At 71.3% G+C, this 13,887-nt stretch carries 14 protein-coding genes; 6 read left to right on the forward strand and 8 right to left on the reverse strand.

The window, feature by feature from the left end; translation table 11 throughout:
* The first annotated feature begins 178 nt into the window (after positions 1-178).
* On the forward strand, positions 179-2,128 hold the full coding sequence (locus ABC270_RS05300) for a potassium transporter Kup (RefSeq protein WP_412879821.1): 1,950 nt from the start codon (positions 179-181) through the stop codon (positions 2,126-2,128).
* A 48-nt stretch (positions 2,129-2,176) separates the two neighbouring features.
* Here the strand turns inward: ABC270_RS05300 and ABC270_RS05305 are convergent, their stop codons facing one another.
* The 3 genes from ABC270_RS05305 to ABC270_RS05315 all read right to left on the reverse strand — a co-directional run bounded on the left by ABC270_RS05305 (position 2,177) and on the right by ABC270_RS05315 (position 3,660).
* On the reverse strand, positions 2,177-3,052 hold the full coding sequence (locus ABC270_RS05305; RefSeq protein ID WP_412879822.1) for a DUF808 domain-containing protein: 876 nt from the start codon (positions 3,050-3,052) through the stop codon (positions 2,177-2,179).
* Between the two features lie 164 nt (positions 3,053-3,216).
* Complete coding sequence (locus tag ABC270_RS05310; RefSeq protein WP_290132685.1) at positions 3,217-3,342, reverse strand: hypothetical protein; 126 nt, start codon at positions 3,340-3,342, stop codon at positions 3,217-3,219.
* A 105-nt stretch (positions 3,343-3,447) separates the two neighbouring features.
* Positions 3,448-3,660, reverse strand: a complete 213-nt coding sequence (locus ABC270_RS05315) for a hypothetical protein (RefSeq protein ID WP_412879823.1) — start codon at positions 3,658-3,660, stop codon at positions 3,448-3,450.
* A 63-nt stretch (positions 3,661-3,723) separates the two neighbouring features.
* Here ABC270_RS05315 and ABC270_RS05320 point away from each other — a divergent pair, with 63 nt between their 5' ends.
* Positions 3,724-3,987: a hypothetical protein gene (locus tag ABC270_RS05320; protein ID WP_412879824.1), complete on the forward strand. Its 264-nt coding sequence runs from the start codon at positions 3,724-3,726 to the stop codon at positions 3,985-3,987.
* 28 nt (positions 3,988-4,015) lie between these two features.
* Here the strand turns inward: ABC270_RS05320 and ABC270_RS05325 are convergent, their stop codons facing one another.
* The 3 genes from ABC270_RS05325 to ABC270_RS05335 form a co-directional block, all read right to left on the reverse strand.
* On the reverse strand, positions 4,016-4,450 hold the full coding sequence (locus ABC270_RS05325; RefSeq protein ID WP_412879825.1) for a VOC family protein: 435 nt from the start codon (positions 4,448-4,450) through the stop codon (positions 4,016-4,018).
* Positions 4,447-4,878 carry a VOC family protein gene (locus ABC270_RS05330; RefSeq protein WP_412879826.1) on the reverse strand — a complete coding sequence of 144 codons (432 nt, stop codon included), beginning with the start codon at positions 4,876-4,878 and terminating at the stop codon, positions 4,447-4,449. The genes ABC270_RS05325 and ABC270_RS05330 overlap by 4 nt, the downstream gene beginning before the upstream one ends.
* 169 nt (positions 4,879-5,047) lie before the next feature.
* Entirely contained in the window at positions 5,048-5,626 is a 579-nt protein-coding gene (locus ABC270_RS05335; protein WP_412879827.1) for a TetR/AcrR family transcriptional regulator, read from the reverse strand.
* Between the two features lie 90 nt (positions 5,627-5,716).
* Here ABC270_RS05335 and ABC270_RS05340 point away from each other — a divergent pair, with 90 nt between their 5' ends.
* Positions 5,717-6,577 (forward strand): SDR family NAD(P)-dependent oxidoreductase, encoded by an 861-nt coding sequence (locus tag ABC270_RS05340; protein ID WP_412879828.1) that lies wholly within the window; start codon positions 5,717-5,719, stop codon positions 6,575-6,577.
* 16 nt (positions 6,578-6,593) lie between these two features.
* On the opposite strand, the gene ABC270_RS05345 is transcribed toward ABC270_RS05340, so the two are convergent.
* The gene (locus ABC270_RS05345) at positions 6,594-7,193 is read right to left on the reverse strand and encodes a TetR/AcrR family transcriptional regulator (protein ID WP_412879829.1); all 600 of its coding nucleotides are present in this window, start codon (positions 7,191-7,193) and stop codon (positions 6,594-6,596) included.
* A gap of 86 nt (positions 7,194-7,279) precedes the next feature.
* Positions 7,280-9,445 (reverse strand): MDR family MFS transporter, encoded by a 2,166-nt coding sequence (locus tag ABC270_RS05350; protein ID WP_412879830.1) that lies wholly within the window; start codon positions 9,443-9,445, stop codon positions 7,280-7,282.
* 119 nt (positions 9,446-9,564) lie between these two features.
* Here ABC270_RS05350 and ABC270_RS05355 point away from each other — a divergent pair, with 119 nt between their 5' ends.
* The 3 genes from ABC270_RS05355 to ABC270_RS05365 all read left to right on the forward strand — a co-directional run bounded on the left by ABC270_RS05355 (position 9,565) and on the right by ABC270_RS05365 (position 13,835).
* Positions 9,565-10,041 (forward strand): MarR family winged helix-turn-helix transcriptional regulator, encoded by a 477-nt coding sequence (locus ABC270_RS05355; RefSeq protein ID WP_412879831.1) that lies wholly within the window; start codon positions 9,565-9,567, stop codon positions 10,039-10,041.
* A gap of 135 nt (positions 10,042-10,176) precedes the next feature.
* Complete coding sequence (locus tag ABC270_RS05360) at positions 10,177-12,060, forward strand: DEAD/DEAH box helicase (RefSeq protein WP_412879832.1); 1,884 nt, start codon at positions 10,177-10,179, stop codon at positions 12,058-12,060.
* A 437-nt stretch (positions 12,061-12,497) separates the two neighbouring features.
* Positions 12,498-13,835, forward strand: a complete 1,338-nt coding sequence (locus ABC270_RS05365; RefSeq protein WP_412879833.1) for a fibronectin type III domain-containing protein — start codon at positions 12,498-12,500, stop codon at positions 13,833-13,835.
* Positions 13,836-13,887: the final 52 nt, after the last annotated feature.

Here is a 13,887-nt window from a genome sequence, read left to right on the forward strand (position 1 = left end):
CGGACGGGAGGCGCGGTGCCGGCTGGCACCGCGCCTCCCGTCCGTCATGTGCTCGCGTCGGACGGGACCGGAGCGGCATCCGGCCGTCCATGTGCGCACGCTGCGAACGGCGGACCCCGGACGGTGCGAGGATGATCCGCGGCCGTCGCCCGGACGACCAGTGACGGAAGAGACGACGGTGACCGAGACCCGCGCTCACACACCCGCGACCGACATCGCCGAGGACGGCGGACACGGACCCGCGAAGGGCGTCGCTGCGCTCGCACTCGCCGCTCTCGGCGTGGTGTTCGGCGACATCGGCACGAGCCCGCTCTACGCACTCCGCACGGTGTTCACGATCGACGGCGGGATCGTCAAGGCGAACCAGGAGGACGTCTACGGCGTCATCTCGATGATGTTCTGGAGCGTCACGGTCATCGTGTCGATCAAGTACGTCCTCGTCCTCATGCGCGCCGACAACAACGGCGAGGGCGGCGTCATGGCCCTCGCGGCGCTGGCCCGACGGCTCTACGCCAAGCGCCGGGGCGGGGCGACGATCTTCCTCGTCATCGGCATCGTCGGGGTCTCGCTGTTCTACGGTGACTCGGTGATCACCCCGGCGGTCTCGGTGCTCTCCGCGGTCGAGGGCCTGCAGACGGCGGCGCCGAGCATCGAACACCTCATCGTGCCGATCGCGGCGGTCATCCTGATCGTGCTGTTCGCGGTGCAGCGGTTCGGCACGGGCAAGGTCGGCAACCTGTTCGGGCCGGTCATGCTCCTGTGGTTCGTCGTCATCGCGGCGGCCGGGGTGCCGCACATCGTCGCCCACCCGGGCGTGCTCCAGGGGCTCTCGCCGACGTGGGCGATCTCGTTCCTCGTCGCGCACCCGTACATCACGTTCGTCGCCATGGGCGCCGTGGTCCTCGTGATCACCGGTGCCGAGGCGCTCTACGCCGACATGGGGCACTTCGGCCGGAAGCCGATCCTCCGGGCCTGGTTCTTCGTCGTGTTCCCCGCGCTCGTGCTCAACTACCTCGGCCAGGCGTCGCTCGTGCTGCGCGACCCGTCGGCTGCGAAGGACCCGTTCTTCCTGCTCTTCCCGAGCGGGCTGCAGCTGCCCGTGGTGATCCTCGCGACCGCCGCGACGGTGATCGCGAGCCAGGCGGTCATCTCCGGGGCGTTCTCGCTCAGCCGGCAGGCCGTGCAGCTCGGACTCCTGCCGCCGCTGACGATCCGCCAGACCTCGCGCGAGGAGGGTGGGCAGATCTACCTCCCGGCCGTGAACCTCCTGCTGTTCATCGGCGTGCTCGCGGTCATGCTCACGTTCCGGTCGTCGGCGAGCCTCGCGACGGCGTACGGCGTCTCCGTCACGGGTGCGCTCGTCGTCGACACCCTGCTCCTGCTCCTCGTCGTGAAGCCGCTGTGGCAGTGGGCGACGTGGAAGCTCGTCCTCGCCGCGGTCGTGTTCGGCGGCCTCGAGCTGACGTTCCTCGCCGGCAACCTGTCGAAGATCGTGCACGGGGGCTGGGTCCCGCTCCTCATCGCGCTCGCGGTCATCACGCTCATGACGACCTGGCGACGCGGCCGGCAGCTCGTGCAGGAGGAGCGCAAGGAGCGCGAGGGCTCGCTCGCGGACTTCATCGAGAAGATCAACACGAAGGGGATCCCGCGGGTCCAGGGGATCGCGATCTTCCCGCACCCGAACAAGGAGACGACGCCGCTCGCCCTCCGCGCCAACGTCGAGCACAACCACGTGGTGCACCGGACCGTGATCATCGTGTCCGTCATCACCGCGAACGTGCCGCACGTGCCGCACGCGAAGGCGTTCTTCCGCGACGACCTCGGCTACGAGGACGACGGCATCGACCACATCACCATCAAGTTCGGGTTCTCCGACGACCAGGACCTCCCGCGCGCCCTGCACGCCGCGTGCCTGGCCGAGGTGTTGGAGCTCGACCCGGACGACATGGCGAAGGCGTCCTACTTCATCTCCCGCGGAGCGCTCCGGCCGCAGCCGGGGAACCGCGGCATGGTCAGCTGGCGGAAGAAGCTGTTCGTCGGTCTCGCCCACAACGCGGCCGACCCGGCGGCGCGGTTCGGCCTGCCGGCGCAGCGCACGGTGACGATGGGCAGCGACGTCGAGCTCTGACGCCCCGGTCGGCCCCGGCTCGGCGTTCCCGCCAGCGGGGGCGCCGGCTCAGTGGGTGCGGCCGCGCAGCCGGCCGATGCCGAGGACGACCCCGACGACGACCATCCCGAGGGCGAGCCCGAACACGGCCGAGATCGCGGTGTCGACGATCCACGTGACGACCGGGCCGGCTGCCTCGATGCCGTGCTCGACGGCGTGCAGGAGGTCGTACGGGCCGTGCCAGAACGTCTCGGCGAGGTTCTGCACCACGAGGTGCCCACCGACCCAGAGCATCGCCACCGTGCCGACGACCCCGATCACCCGGAAGACGGTCGGCATCGCCCGGACGACGCGGGCTCCGGCGCGACGGGTCGACCGGGACGGGTTCTTCATCATCTGCAGACCGATGTCGTCGATCTTCACGAGGAGCGCGACGGCGCCGTAGACCGCGATCGTCATGACGAGGCCGATGACGAGCAGCGCGCCGACGGTCTGCCAGAACCCGAGGTCGGGGTCGAGGCCGGCGAGCGCGATGAGCATGATCTCGGTGCTCAGGATGAGGTCGGTCCGGATCGCGCCGAACACGAGCTTCGGCTCCGTGGTCGGGGTCTCGGCGTCGGACTCGTGGTGCGTGCCGAACCACTCGGTGACCTTCTCGGCGCCCTCGAAGCACAGGTACGTCCCACCGATGAGGAGCAGCCACGGCAGCACCGACGGCGCGAACGCGGACAGCAGGAGCGCGAGCGGGATGATGATGACGAACTTGTTGAACAGGCTGCCGAGGGCGATCCGCCCGACGACCGGCAGTTCACGGGCCGGCGCGATGCCCTGCACGTACTGCGGGGTGACGGCGGCGTCGTCGATGACCACGCCGGCGGTCTTCGCGCTGGCCTTCAGCGCCGCGGACAGGATGTCGTCGACGACCGCGAGCAACCCCACTGACATGCTGATCTCCTCGTGCTGGTCCAGCCGCTTGCTGTCCGACCGCTCAGCCTAGCGGCCGGTGCTGACGCAGAACGGCCTGGAGGCGCGGTGCCAGCTGGCACCGCGCCTCCAGGCCTCGAGTGGTCGCGTCCGCGACGCAGGTCGGTCAGTCGACCCGCGTCGCGTCAGCGGCCCTCGTTGATGAGTCCGAGCCAGCGGCCGAAGCGCTGTTCCGGCGCGTCGTGGAGCGACGGGACGGGGCGGCAGCGCTTCTCGTCGCGGTCGGTCGGCTGGGGGTCGGTCTGGATCATGGCTCGCTCCTCGTGAGATCGGTGTTCATGTGTACGCCGGAGCGGCTGGGTCCATTCCCGGCACGGACGGAGCGGTCGGGCCCGTTCCCGGCTCGGCCGGACCCGTCACTCGACGTGGTCGGACGGCTCCTCGGTCTCGACGCCGGTCTCCGCGGCACGGTCGCGGAGGTGGTCGGCCATGGCGGCAGCACCCTCGTGTCCGTGGTCGTGCTCGACCTGCTCGACGAGGCCGTGCAGCTTCTCCTCGTTGGTCGCCTCCTCAGCACCGTCCATCACCGGGTGCTGCTGTTCTTCGGGTTCTCCGTGGTGTTCACTCATGCGCGGGACCGTACGCTCCGCGACCCTGATGCCGGGGTACAGGCCGCTCCGTATGCTCGCAACATGGCTGACTTCACCGCTGACCAGGCCGCCGTCGTCCGGATCACGCGCTCCGAGGAGGGGCGGTGGGACCTCGCCGTCGTGAGCGACAGCGGGGTCGTCATGGGTCGCGGCGTGTACCTCTTCGACGCCGCGCACGACGACGAAGTGGACGAGATCGCCGCCGCACGCGAGTTCGTCGGCCAGTACGGCTTCGACTTCGCACCGGACACCGTGCAGGAGGAGGCGCCGGACACGTTCTGGGCGCCGCTCGTCGCCGCGGGCTGACGCGCCGCGCTCCGCTCCGACCTCGGCGTCAGTCGAGGCAGAACTCGTTGCCCTCGACGTCCTGCATCACGATGCACGACTCGTTGATGCCGTCCGCGGTCATGCGCCGGACCTGGGTCGCGCCGAGCGCCACCAGCCGCGTGCTCTCGGTGTCGAGGGCGGCGAGACGCTCCTCCCCGACCAGGCCCGTCCCGACCCGGACGTCGAGATGGACCCGGTTCTTCACGACCTTGCCCTCCGGGACGCGCTGGAAGAACAGACGCGGCCCGACGCCGTCCGGGTCCTGGCAGGCGAACGCGGAACCCTGGTGCTCCGGAGGCAGCGCCGCGTCGAACGCAGCCCAGTCCGCGAAGCCCGGCGGCGGTGGCGGTACGACGTAGCCGAGGACCGCGCACCAGAACCGTGCGACGCGCTCCGGCTCCGCGCAGTCGAAGGTCACCTGGACCTGCCGAACGGCGCTCACTGCTCCTGCCCCTGCCCCTGGAGCGCCGAAGCCTCGTAGCCGATCAGCCACGTCACGCCGAACGCGTCACGCACCTGGCCGTCCCAGTCGCCCCACGGCCGTTGCTGCAGGGGATCGAGGACGGTGCCGTCGACGGAGAGCGACTCGAACCAGCGGGTCAGGGTCGCGGGGTCTGCGGCGCCGAGCAGCGAGAAGAGCACTCCGGTCGCCGAGAAGGTCGCCCCACCCTCGGCAGCGTCGGCCGCGAACAGCTCCAGGTCGCCCGCGAGCTGTCCGTGCGCGACCGCGTCGGCCGGACCGTCGGTGCGGCTGAAGTCGGCGTAGGTCGCGATCCGGACCTCGCCGCCGAACACCTCCGACCAGCGCTGCAGGGCCGCCCGGGCGGTGCCGGGGAGCTGGAAGTACGGCGACGGACCCTTGGCTCGCATGCAGGGAGGGTACTGCGGGCGACCTCCCACGTCGAGGGTGGCCGATCCGGTGCGCTCTCCTCGGGATCGGCGCACCGGATCGGCCATGCCTCACGAGTGACCTACCCGTGCGCGTCCGCGCGAGCAGGCCGGCGGACCGGTGCTCTCGGCGTCCCCGAGCGGCACCGCCTCAGGCACGCACGATCGCGTCGACCGCCGCCACGACGACCGCTCGCCGCCGGGCACCGTCGAGGTCGCGCACGAGGTCACCGAACTCCGGCGTGGAGCCGCTCCACAGGGCGGCCGTGTGGATGACGAGTCCGAGGAGTTCGGGCGCGGTGAAGGTGGTCGGGAGCGTTCCGGCTCGTTGCGCTGCTGCGATCGCTTCGACCTTGTCCGCGTTCGAGCGGACGACGGCGTCGATACGGGAGCCTGCGTCGCCCCGTTCGAGCCGGTACCACGTGGCCAGGCGCTGGACCCAGGGGCGCCGGTCGTACGAGTCGTGGAGCCGTCCGGCGTAGCCCGGGAGGTCGTCGGGCGTGATCTCGACCTCGTCGAGGGTGTCCGCCACCACGGCGTCGAAGACGGCGTCGAAGAGTCCGTCCTTGCTGCCGAAGTAGTGGTAGATCTGCGCCTTGTTGCTCGTCGCGGCTGCGGCGATCCGGTCGACCCGCGCCCCGGCGATGCCGACGGCGGCGAACTCGTCGCGCGCTGCCCCGAGGAGGCGGGCCCGGGTGGCGTCGGCGTCGCGCGGCATCGTCGGGGTCATGTGGTCGATGCTATCAACCGGACGGTTGACAACCGATCCGCAGAGGTGTTCGATGGCTGTTGTCAACCAAACAGTTAGTCAGGAGACATCATGTCCGTGTTCCTCGTCACCGGGGCTTCCCGAGGCCTCGGTCGATCCGTCGTCGAGACCGCACTCCGAGCCGGGCACCGGGTGGTGGCCGGCGTCCGCGACGTCAGCGCCCTCGGCGAGCTCGTCGGCGTCTTCCCCGACGCGCTCGAGGTGGTGCCCCTCGACGTCACCGACGCGCCCGCGGCCGAGCGTGCGGTCCAGATCGCCGTCGAGCGCTTCGGCGGTCTCGACGTCGTCGTCAACAACGCCGGCTACGCCAACGTCGCGAGCATCGAGGACGTCGATCCGGAGGACTTCCGGGCGCAGGTCGAGACGAACCTGTTCGGCGTCGTCACCGTCACTCGCGCGGCGTTGCCCGTGCTGCGTCGGCAAGGGCACGGCCACATCGTGCAGGTCTCGTCGGTCGGTGGCCGCATGGCCACCCCGGGACTCGGCGCGTACCAGACGGCGAAGTGGGCGGTGGGTGGCTTCTCGTCCGTGCTCGCGAAGGAGGTCGCGCCGTTCGGCGTCCGGGTGACCGTGCTCGAGCCGGGCGGGATGCGGACCGACTGGGCAGGGTCGTCGATGCGCATCGCCCCGGTGCGTCCGGAGTACGAGAGCACCGTCGGTGTCTCCGCTCGGATGCACGACGGCGGCTCGATCGGTGCGAGCGACCCACGGCTGGTCGCCGAGCTCCTGCTGCGGGTCGTCGCGATGGACGAGCCGCCGCTGCGCCTGCTCGTCGGCCCCGACGCGTTCCGGCACGGCACCGCGGCCGGCCGCGCGCTGCTGGCGGAGGACGAGCGCAACGAATCGTTGTCCCGGTCGACCACCGCTGCCGACGTGACCGAAGCGCAGCTCGACCCGCTCGCGCAGGCCTGACCCGACCGCCGGACGATCAGACGGTCGCGAGCGCGGCCATCTCGGCCACCACCGCTCGCAACCGATCGCCGAGCTCGACCGTGCTCGACACCGTGTCCCGGTGCGCGACCTCCGAGAGTGCCGACATGACCAGGGTGACGACCGTCCGGGCCGTCTGCTCGTCCGTCCGGGTCGTGACCACCGCGAGCATCGCCTGCCGGGACTCGGCCATCCACCGCATGACCATCGGTGTCATCTCGGGTCGGTGGACGAGCAGTTCCTTGGTGCGGCTACGGTCCGACGGGAGCGGCACGCTCCGGGCGACGAGGGTGCAGACGTCGTCGACGAGCCGGCCGCTGCCGGCACGGAACGCCTCGGCCACCCGGTCGGGCGTGACGACGGTGTCGAGCCCGAGGGCGGCGTGCGCCTTCGAGGTGAAGTAGTTGAAGAACGTCCGCGGGGAGACGTCCGCGTCCGCGCAGATCTGCTCGACGGTCACCCCGTCGAGGCCGTGCTCGATGACCCGGTCGAGTGCCGCGCCGTGGATGGCCTGCCGGGTCTGCTGCTTCTTGCGCTCGCGGAGGGTGCAGGGCTCGGGGTCGACGGCGGTGTCGCGTTCGAGCGCCGGGGTGGTCACGAGGGTCTCCTGGGGTGGTCGTGGTGTGGAGCGAGGGGGAGGGGGCGTCCGTCCGCGCGGGGGGAGCGGACGGACGCCCCGGTCGGTCACCGTCGGGCGGGGGTGGATCCCGTCGTCGGTGCGGACGAGACCGGCACGGAGCCCGTCATCGGTCCGGTGAAGGAGCCCGCCTCGGCCGCGGCGGCTCCGGCCTCGGCCTCGAGCTGCGCCTCGGCGGACAGGTCGTGCTGCTCCTGCAGGGCCGAACGCTGGCGCAGCGGCGGGACCCGGAAGAACCAGGTGAGCACGAACGCGAGCAGGATCACGCCGAGTCCGACCCAGTAGATCGTCACGGACGACGCGTTGAAGCCCGCCATGAACGGCCGGGTGAGTCGGCTGTCCGCGCCGGTCAGGAACGAGGTGTCGTTCGCGCTCGAGGCGTTCTCGCTCGTGCCCGACCCATCGTCGATCTGCTTCGCCAGCTTCGGGGTGAGCTGGTCGACCCAGGAGGAGCGCTGCGAGGCGTCGGCCCAGTCGACGGAGACGGTGCCGTCCTGCACGGTGGCGTGTGCCTTGTCGGCGACGGTGGCGAGGGCCTGCTGCTCGGCGGCGGGGGTGGCGGCGGCGACCTGCTGGTCGATGACCTGCTGCGCGGCGGACGCGGGGACGGCGCCGGCGGCGACCTGCTGCTGCACGGCGGCCGTCACCTGCTGCGTCACCGCTGCCCGCGCGGCCGACTTCGCCTGCGTGGCGGCGTCGTCGAGCTTCGCCTGCACGCCGTCCTCGAGCGGGGTCACGATGGGCGTCCAGATCTTGTCCATGACGCCGCGGTTCTCGCTCGCGGTCGCCACGGCCGGGTTCGTCGCGGCGCGGAGCGCGGCGGAGAGGTCCCGTTCGTTCGCGGTCGCGTGCAGGATGTTCGCCGGCATGACCGAGAACAGGATCGAGAGGAGCACCGCGGTGCCGAGCGTGCCACCGATCTGCCGGAAGAACGTCGCGGACGAGGTCGCCACGCCCATGTCCCGGGCCTCGACCGAACCCTGCGACGCGAGGGTCAGTGACTGCATGACCGAGCCGAGGCCGAGGCCGATGAGGAACATGCCGATCATGAGGAACCAGAGCGGCTTGTCGATCGTCATGAACGTGAGGACGACGTAGCCGGTCGACACCAGGAACGTGCCGATAACCGGGAAGATCCGGTAGCGGCCGACACGGGCGACGATCTGGCCGGACGTGATCGACGCGATCATCAGGCCGCCGACGAGCGGCAGGGTGGCGAAGCCCGACTCGGTCGGGGTGAGGCCGACGACGATCTGCAGGTAGAGCGGGATGGTCAGCATCGCGCCGAACATGGCGAAGCCCACGAGGAAGCCGATGACCGTGGCCATCGAGAACGTCCCCGAGCGGAAGAGCTTCAGCGGGATGATCGCCGCGTCGCCCATCTTCGACTCGATGACGAGCAGCCCGACCAGCCCGACGACACCGACGACGTAGCAGGCGATCGCGGCCGGCGAACCCCAGCCCCAGGTACGGCCCTGCTCGGCGACGAGGAGCAGCGGCACGAGCGTGACGATGACGGCGGTGGCACCCCACCAGTCGACGACGGGCCTGTCGCCGCCGCGGTGCACCTTCGGGAGGTGCAGGAAGACGATCACCATGATGAGTGCCGCGATGCCGATCGGCACGTTGATGAGGAGCACCCAACGCCAGCCGGTGATCCACAGGATCTCGGAGGAACCGGCGAGCAGGCCGCCGATGAGCGGGCCGATGACGGACGAGATCCCGAAGACCGCGAGGAAGTACCCCTGGTACTTCGCACGCTCGCGCGGGGCGAGGATGTCGCCCATGATCGCGAGCGGCAGCGACATGAGCGCACCGGCACCGATGCCCTGCACGGCGCGGAAGCCGGCGAGCATGATCATCGAGGTCGACATCGACGACAGCACGGCGCCGAGGATGAAGACGACGATGCCGAAGATGTACAGCGGACGGCGGCCGAAGATGTCCGAGAGCTTGCCGTAGATCGGCGTCGCGATCGTCGACGTGATGAGGTACGCGGTCGTGACCCAGGCCTGCTGGTCGAGGCCGTGCAGGTCGTCACCGATCGTGCGGATCGCGGTGCCGAAGACGGTCTGGCCGAGCGAGGACAGGAACATCCCCGCCATCAGGCCGTAGATGACGAGGAGGATCTGGCGGTGGGTCATCAGCGGCTGCTGACCGACCCCACCTGCGGCCGCGGGGGCCTGCACCGAGACGGGTGCGGTGGCTGTCATCGAGCTCCTTGGATCAAGCTGCGCGAAGGGGAGTTTCGCGCTGTGAAAGTTTGCAGACCGCGCAACGATACATCCGTTGCGTTCCGGAAGCAACTAAATCTGCCGGGTACGCTGACCCCGTGAACGAGGACCGGACGGCTGCCGAGCGACTCCTCCGATCGCAGCTCGACCGGCTGTGGGTGCGGCAGACCATCCGCGCCTCGCTCATCGAGTCGCGCGGCGGACTCGACCCGACTGCCCGCGTGATCCTCCGCGCCGTCGAGCACTTCGGTGCCGTGCGCTCCACCGCGATCGCGGACGCCACCGGACTCTCGCGCCCGGTCATCAGCCGGCGGGTCGCCTCGCTCGTCGACGCAGGCTTCCTCACCACGGCGCCGGACCCAGCGGACGGCCGAGCGGCCCTCCTGTCGCTCGCGCCGCTCGGCATCGAGGTGCTCGACCAGCTCGACCTGGCCGGAGCCGAGGTCTTCGACGACCTCACGGGCGGCTTCGGCACCGACGAGCTGCGGCAGCTCGCGGCGCTCCTCGAGCGCCTCAACGACCAGGCCGACAGCATCCTCGGGGTGGGTGCAGCCGCGCGCGACGCGGCCTCCTGAGCGCGCGTCGCGTCAGCGCGACGCCACCACGGGACGGACGGGAGGCGCGGTGCGGGCCCGCGCCGCGCCTCCCGTCCGGCGCAGGGTACGCCGCGCATTCACCCTCCGTGCCGCATCCGGGATACCGTTCTCCCCATGAGCACCGAGAACACCAGCACTTCCGAGACCGTCGACGAGGGGCCCGTGGTGACCTTCGCCGACCTCGGCCTGAGTGACCAGGTGCTCAAGGCCGTCAAGGACATCGGCTACGAGACCCCGTCCGCGATCCAGGAAGCCACCATCCCGACGCTGCTCGAGGGGCGCGACGTCGTCGGTCTCGCGCAGACCGGCACCGGCAAGACCGCCGCGTTCGCGCTGCCGATCCTGTCGCGGATGGAGTCGGGCAGCAAGGTGCCGCAGGCGCTCGTGCTGTCCCCGACGCGCGAACTCGCGCTCCAGGTCTGCGAGGCGTTCGAGCAGTTCGCGTCGCACATAAAGCACGTGCACGTCCTGCCCGTGTACGGCGGTCAGGCGTACGGCGTCCAGCTCTCCGCGCTCCGTCGCGGCGTGGACGTCGTCGTCGGCACCCCCGGCCGCATCATGGACCACATCGCCAAGGGCACGCTCGACCTGTCCGAGCTGAAGTACCTCGTGCTCGACGAGGCCGACGAGATGCTCAAGATGGGCTTCGCCGAGGACGTCGAGACGATCCTCGCGGAGACCCCGGACGACAAGCAGGTCGCGCTGTTCTCGGCGACGATGCCGGCGCAGATCCGCCGCATCTCGCAGCAGTACCTCACCGATCCGGCCGAGATCACCGTCAAGACGAAGACGAAGACCGCGGCGAACATCACGCAGCGGTACCTCATGGTGTCGTACCCGCAGAAGGTCGACGCCCTCACCCGCATCCTCGAGGTCGAGGACTTCGAGGGCATGATCATCTTCGTCCGCACGAAGAGCGAGACCGAGACGCTCGCCGAGAAGCTCCGTGCCCGCGGGTACGCCGCCGCCGCCATCAGCGGTGACGTCGCCCAGGCGCAGCGCGAACGCACCGTCAACCAGCTGAAGTCCGGCAAGCTCGACATCCTCGTCGCGACCGACGTCGCCGCCCGCGGACTCGACGTCGACCGCATCACCCACGTGGTGAACTTCGACATCCCCGTCGACATCGAGTCCTACGTCCACCGCATCGGCCGCACCGGTCGCGCCGGCCGCAAGGGCGACTCGATCAGCTTCGTCACGCCGCGCGAGCGCCGACTGCTCGCCGCGATCGAGCGCCACACGAAGCAGCCGCTCACGCAGATGCAGCTCCCGACGATCGAGGACGTCAACGAGACGCGCCTGACCCGCTTCGACGACGCCATCACCGCCGCGCTCGAGCAGCAGGACCGTATCTCGGCGTTCCGCGACGTCATCGCCCACTACGTCCGCAACCACGACGTGCCCGCCGAGGACGTCTCCGCGGCACTCGCGGTCGTGGCGCAGGGCGACGACCCGCTGCTGCTCGACCCGGCGTCGGACGAGCTCAGCGCGCGGGTCGGTCGCGACGGCGCGTCGGGCGGTCGCCGTGACCGTGACGACCGTGGTGACCGTTCCGAGCGCGAGGACCGCGGCCCCCGCCGGTCGCAGCCGATGACGGCCTACCGCATCGAGGTCGGGCGTCGGCACCGCGTCGAGCCGCGCCAGATCGTCGGCGCGCTCGCGAACGAGGGCGGCCTCCGCCGCGACGACTTCGGGGCGATCCAGATCCGGCCGGACTTCTCCATCGTGGAGCTGCCGACCGACATGGACGCCGGCGTGCTCGACCGCCTGTCGGACACCCGGATCAGCGGCAAGCTCATCGAGATCAAGCCGGACCGCCGCGGTGGGGCCGGTGGCCGTCGGTACGACCGCGACGACCGTGGTCCGCGCGGTGGTGCCCGGTACGACCGTGACCGTGACGACCGCGGGGGTCGTGACCGCGACGACCGCGGGCCGCGCGGTGGTGGCCGGTACGACCGTGACCGCGACGACCGAGGTGCACGCAAGCCGCGCCACTGAGGCGGCGTCCGCACGAGGCGTGAGCGCGCACGCTGCGGCGTTCGCGCGGGACTCGTGCTGAGCGACGACCCTCGCGCCGACGAGCCCGCGAGTCGTCGTCCAGCGCGAGACTCGGTCGCGCACGCGCGCACGCGCGCACGCGCGCACGCGCGCACGCGCGCACGCGCGCACCCACGGGCGCAGCGCGCCCGCACGGACGCAGCGGGCCCGCGCGGACGCAGCGCGCCCGCACGGACGCAGCGGGCCCGCGCGGACGCAGCGCGCCCGCACGGACGCAGCGCGCCCGCGCGGGCTCCGGCGGCCCGTTGCGGAGTCCCGCCAATCCCGAGCGCACCCCGCACGGTCGGCCCCCGCGGCTCCGGGCCGCGCCCTCGTGGTGCTTCGATGACGTTCAGTCGCGGCCACCCGAAGGCCGCGCTGACCGTAGGGGAACGATCGTGTACAGAGCAGTGCTCACCGCCGCGGCTGCCGCGGTGCTGGTGATCGGTGGAGTGACGCCCGCGATGGCGGCGACTCCCTCGTCGAGGCTCCCCGGAGCCCCGACGTCCGTCCACGTCAGCGGCGCCGGAGACGCCGCGACGCTGACCTGGAGTGCGCCCCGCTCGGGCGCGACCGTGCAGCGCTGGCGTGTCTCGGTCCGACCGACCGCCGGTCAGCCGGGCAGCGGCACCGACGTGGTCGCCGCGAACGTCCGGTCCGAGCGGTACGGCTGGATCCGGGCCGGTGTGCACTACACGTTCTCCGTCCGGGCGGTCGGGGCGAAGGGTGACGGTCGCTCCGTGTCGGTCCGCTACACGGCCCCGGCGAGCACGACGGTCGCGCAGTCGCTCTACGGCCTCGATGCCTCGGGTTCGGTCGTGCGCTTCCCGACCACGGGTACCGGCGCACCGAAGACCGTCGCGAAGGGCGGCACCGGCTACGCCGCGGACGACGTCGGCAACGTGTTCGTCCCCTCGAGCGACGGCACGAAGCTGCTCCAGTACCCGGCGAACGGCGGCGCGGCGCGGGTCCTCGCCACGGGGCTGCACCTCACGAAGGACCTGCGGACCGACGTCGCGGGCAACGTCTACTGGGTCGATTCCGTCTCCGGCGGAGTCGTGAAGTTGCCGATCGGCGCCGCTGTCCCGAAGACGATCCTCCCGTCGAGCGGCACCGCCTGGACCGTCGGTCGTGACGGCACCGTGTCCACCTTCACGACCGCACCGGGATCCTCGACCGGGCCGTCCGTCGGCACCGTGGTGAGCCGCACCGTCCACGGCGTGGTGACCACCCGGAACGTGGGTCAGGCGAGCGGTCAGCCGATCGGGTACTTCGGGGCCGTGGTCGCCGACGGCAGCGGCACGCTGTACCTCGACTACCGGGCGTTCGGCGGCAGCGGGTACCACGGCTTCTGGTCGCTGGCAGCCGGGTCGTCGACGCTCGTGCAGGTCCCCGCGAAGGTCAAGTACCAGTTCAGCGCGACGAACGACGACTCGCTCCTGCTCGGGCAGTCCGCCGGCTGGTGCTCGGCGACCTCCGAGGCGGACCCGTTCCACCCGTGCACCACCGACCACGCGCTGGCCGACCGGGTCACGCACGACGCGTCCGGCGCGACCCAGGACCACGCCGTCACCGGTGGTCCGGAGGTCCCGTCGAACGGGTACTACCCGGGCGCCGCGGACTCGGCCGGCGACCTCTTCGTCGACGCCGACTCCGGCCTCTGGCGGATCCCCGCCGCGGGCGGGGCCGCGCAGCAGCTCTCGACGGGGCAGTACGACCGGCTCACCTCGATCTGACGCGACCTGGCGACGGACGGGAGGCGCGGGGCCGGCTGGCACCGCGCCTCCC

The organism is Curtobacterium phoenicis (assembly GCF_047238015.1).
Taxonomy (GTDB): Bacteria; Actinomycetota; Actinomycetes; order Actinomycetales; family Microbacteriaceae; genus Curtobacterium.

Excerpts from the sequence above, each read along its gene's own strand:
- ABC270_RS05315 (WP_412879823.1), bottom strand. The coding sequence starts at position 3,660 with ATGAGTGAACACCACGGAGAACCCGAAGAACAGCAGCACCCGGTGATG.
- ABC270_RS05360 (WP_412879832.1), top strand. The coding sequence starts at position 10,177 with ATGAGCACCGAGAACACCAGCACTTCCGAGACCGTCGACGAGGGGCCC.
- ABC270_RS05330 (WP_412879826.1), bottom strand. The coding sequence starts at position 4,878 with ATGCGAGCCAAGGGTCCGTCGCCGTACTTCCAGCTCCCCGGCACCGCC.
- ABC270_RS05310 (WP_290132685.1), bottom strand. The coding sequence starts at position 3,342 with ATGATCCAGACCGACCCCCAGCCGACCGACCGCGACGAGAAGCGCTGC.
- ABC270_RS05320 (WP_412879824.1), top strand. The coding sequence starts at position 3,724 with ATGGCTGACTTCACCGCTGACCAGGCCGCCGTCGTCCGGATCACGCGC.
- ABC270_RS05305 (WP_412879822.1), bottom strand. The coding sequence starts at position 3,052 with ATGTCAGTGGGGTTGCTCGCGGTCGTCGACGACATCCTGTCCGCGGCG.
- ABC270_RS05335 (WP_412879827.1), bottom strand. The coding sequence starts at position 5,626 with ATGACCCCGACGATGCCGCGCGACGCCGACGCCACCCGGGCCCGCCTC.
- ABC270_RS05340 (WP_412879828.1), top strand. The coding sequence starts at position 5,717 with ATGTCCGTGTTCCTCGTCACCGGGGCTTCCCGAGGCCTCGGTCGATCC.
- ABC270_RS05350 (WP_412879830.1), bottom strand. The coding sequence starts at position 9,445 with ATGACAGCCACCGCACCCGTCTCGGTGCAGGCCCCCGCGGCCGCAGGT.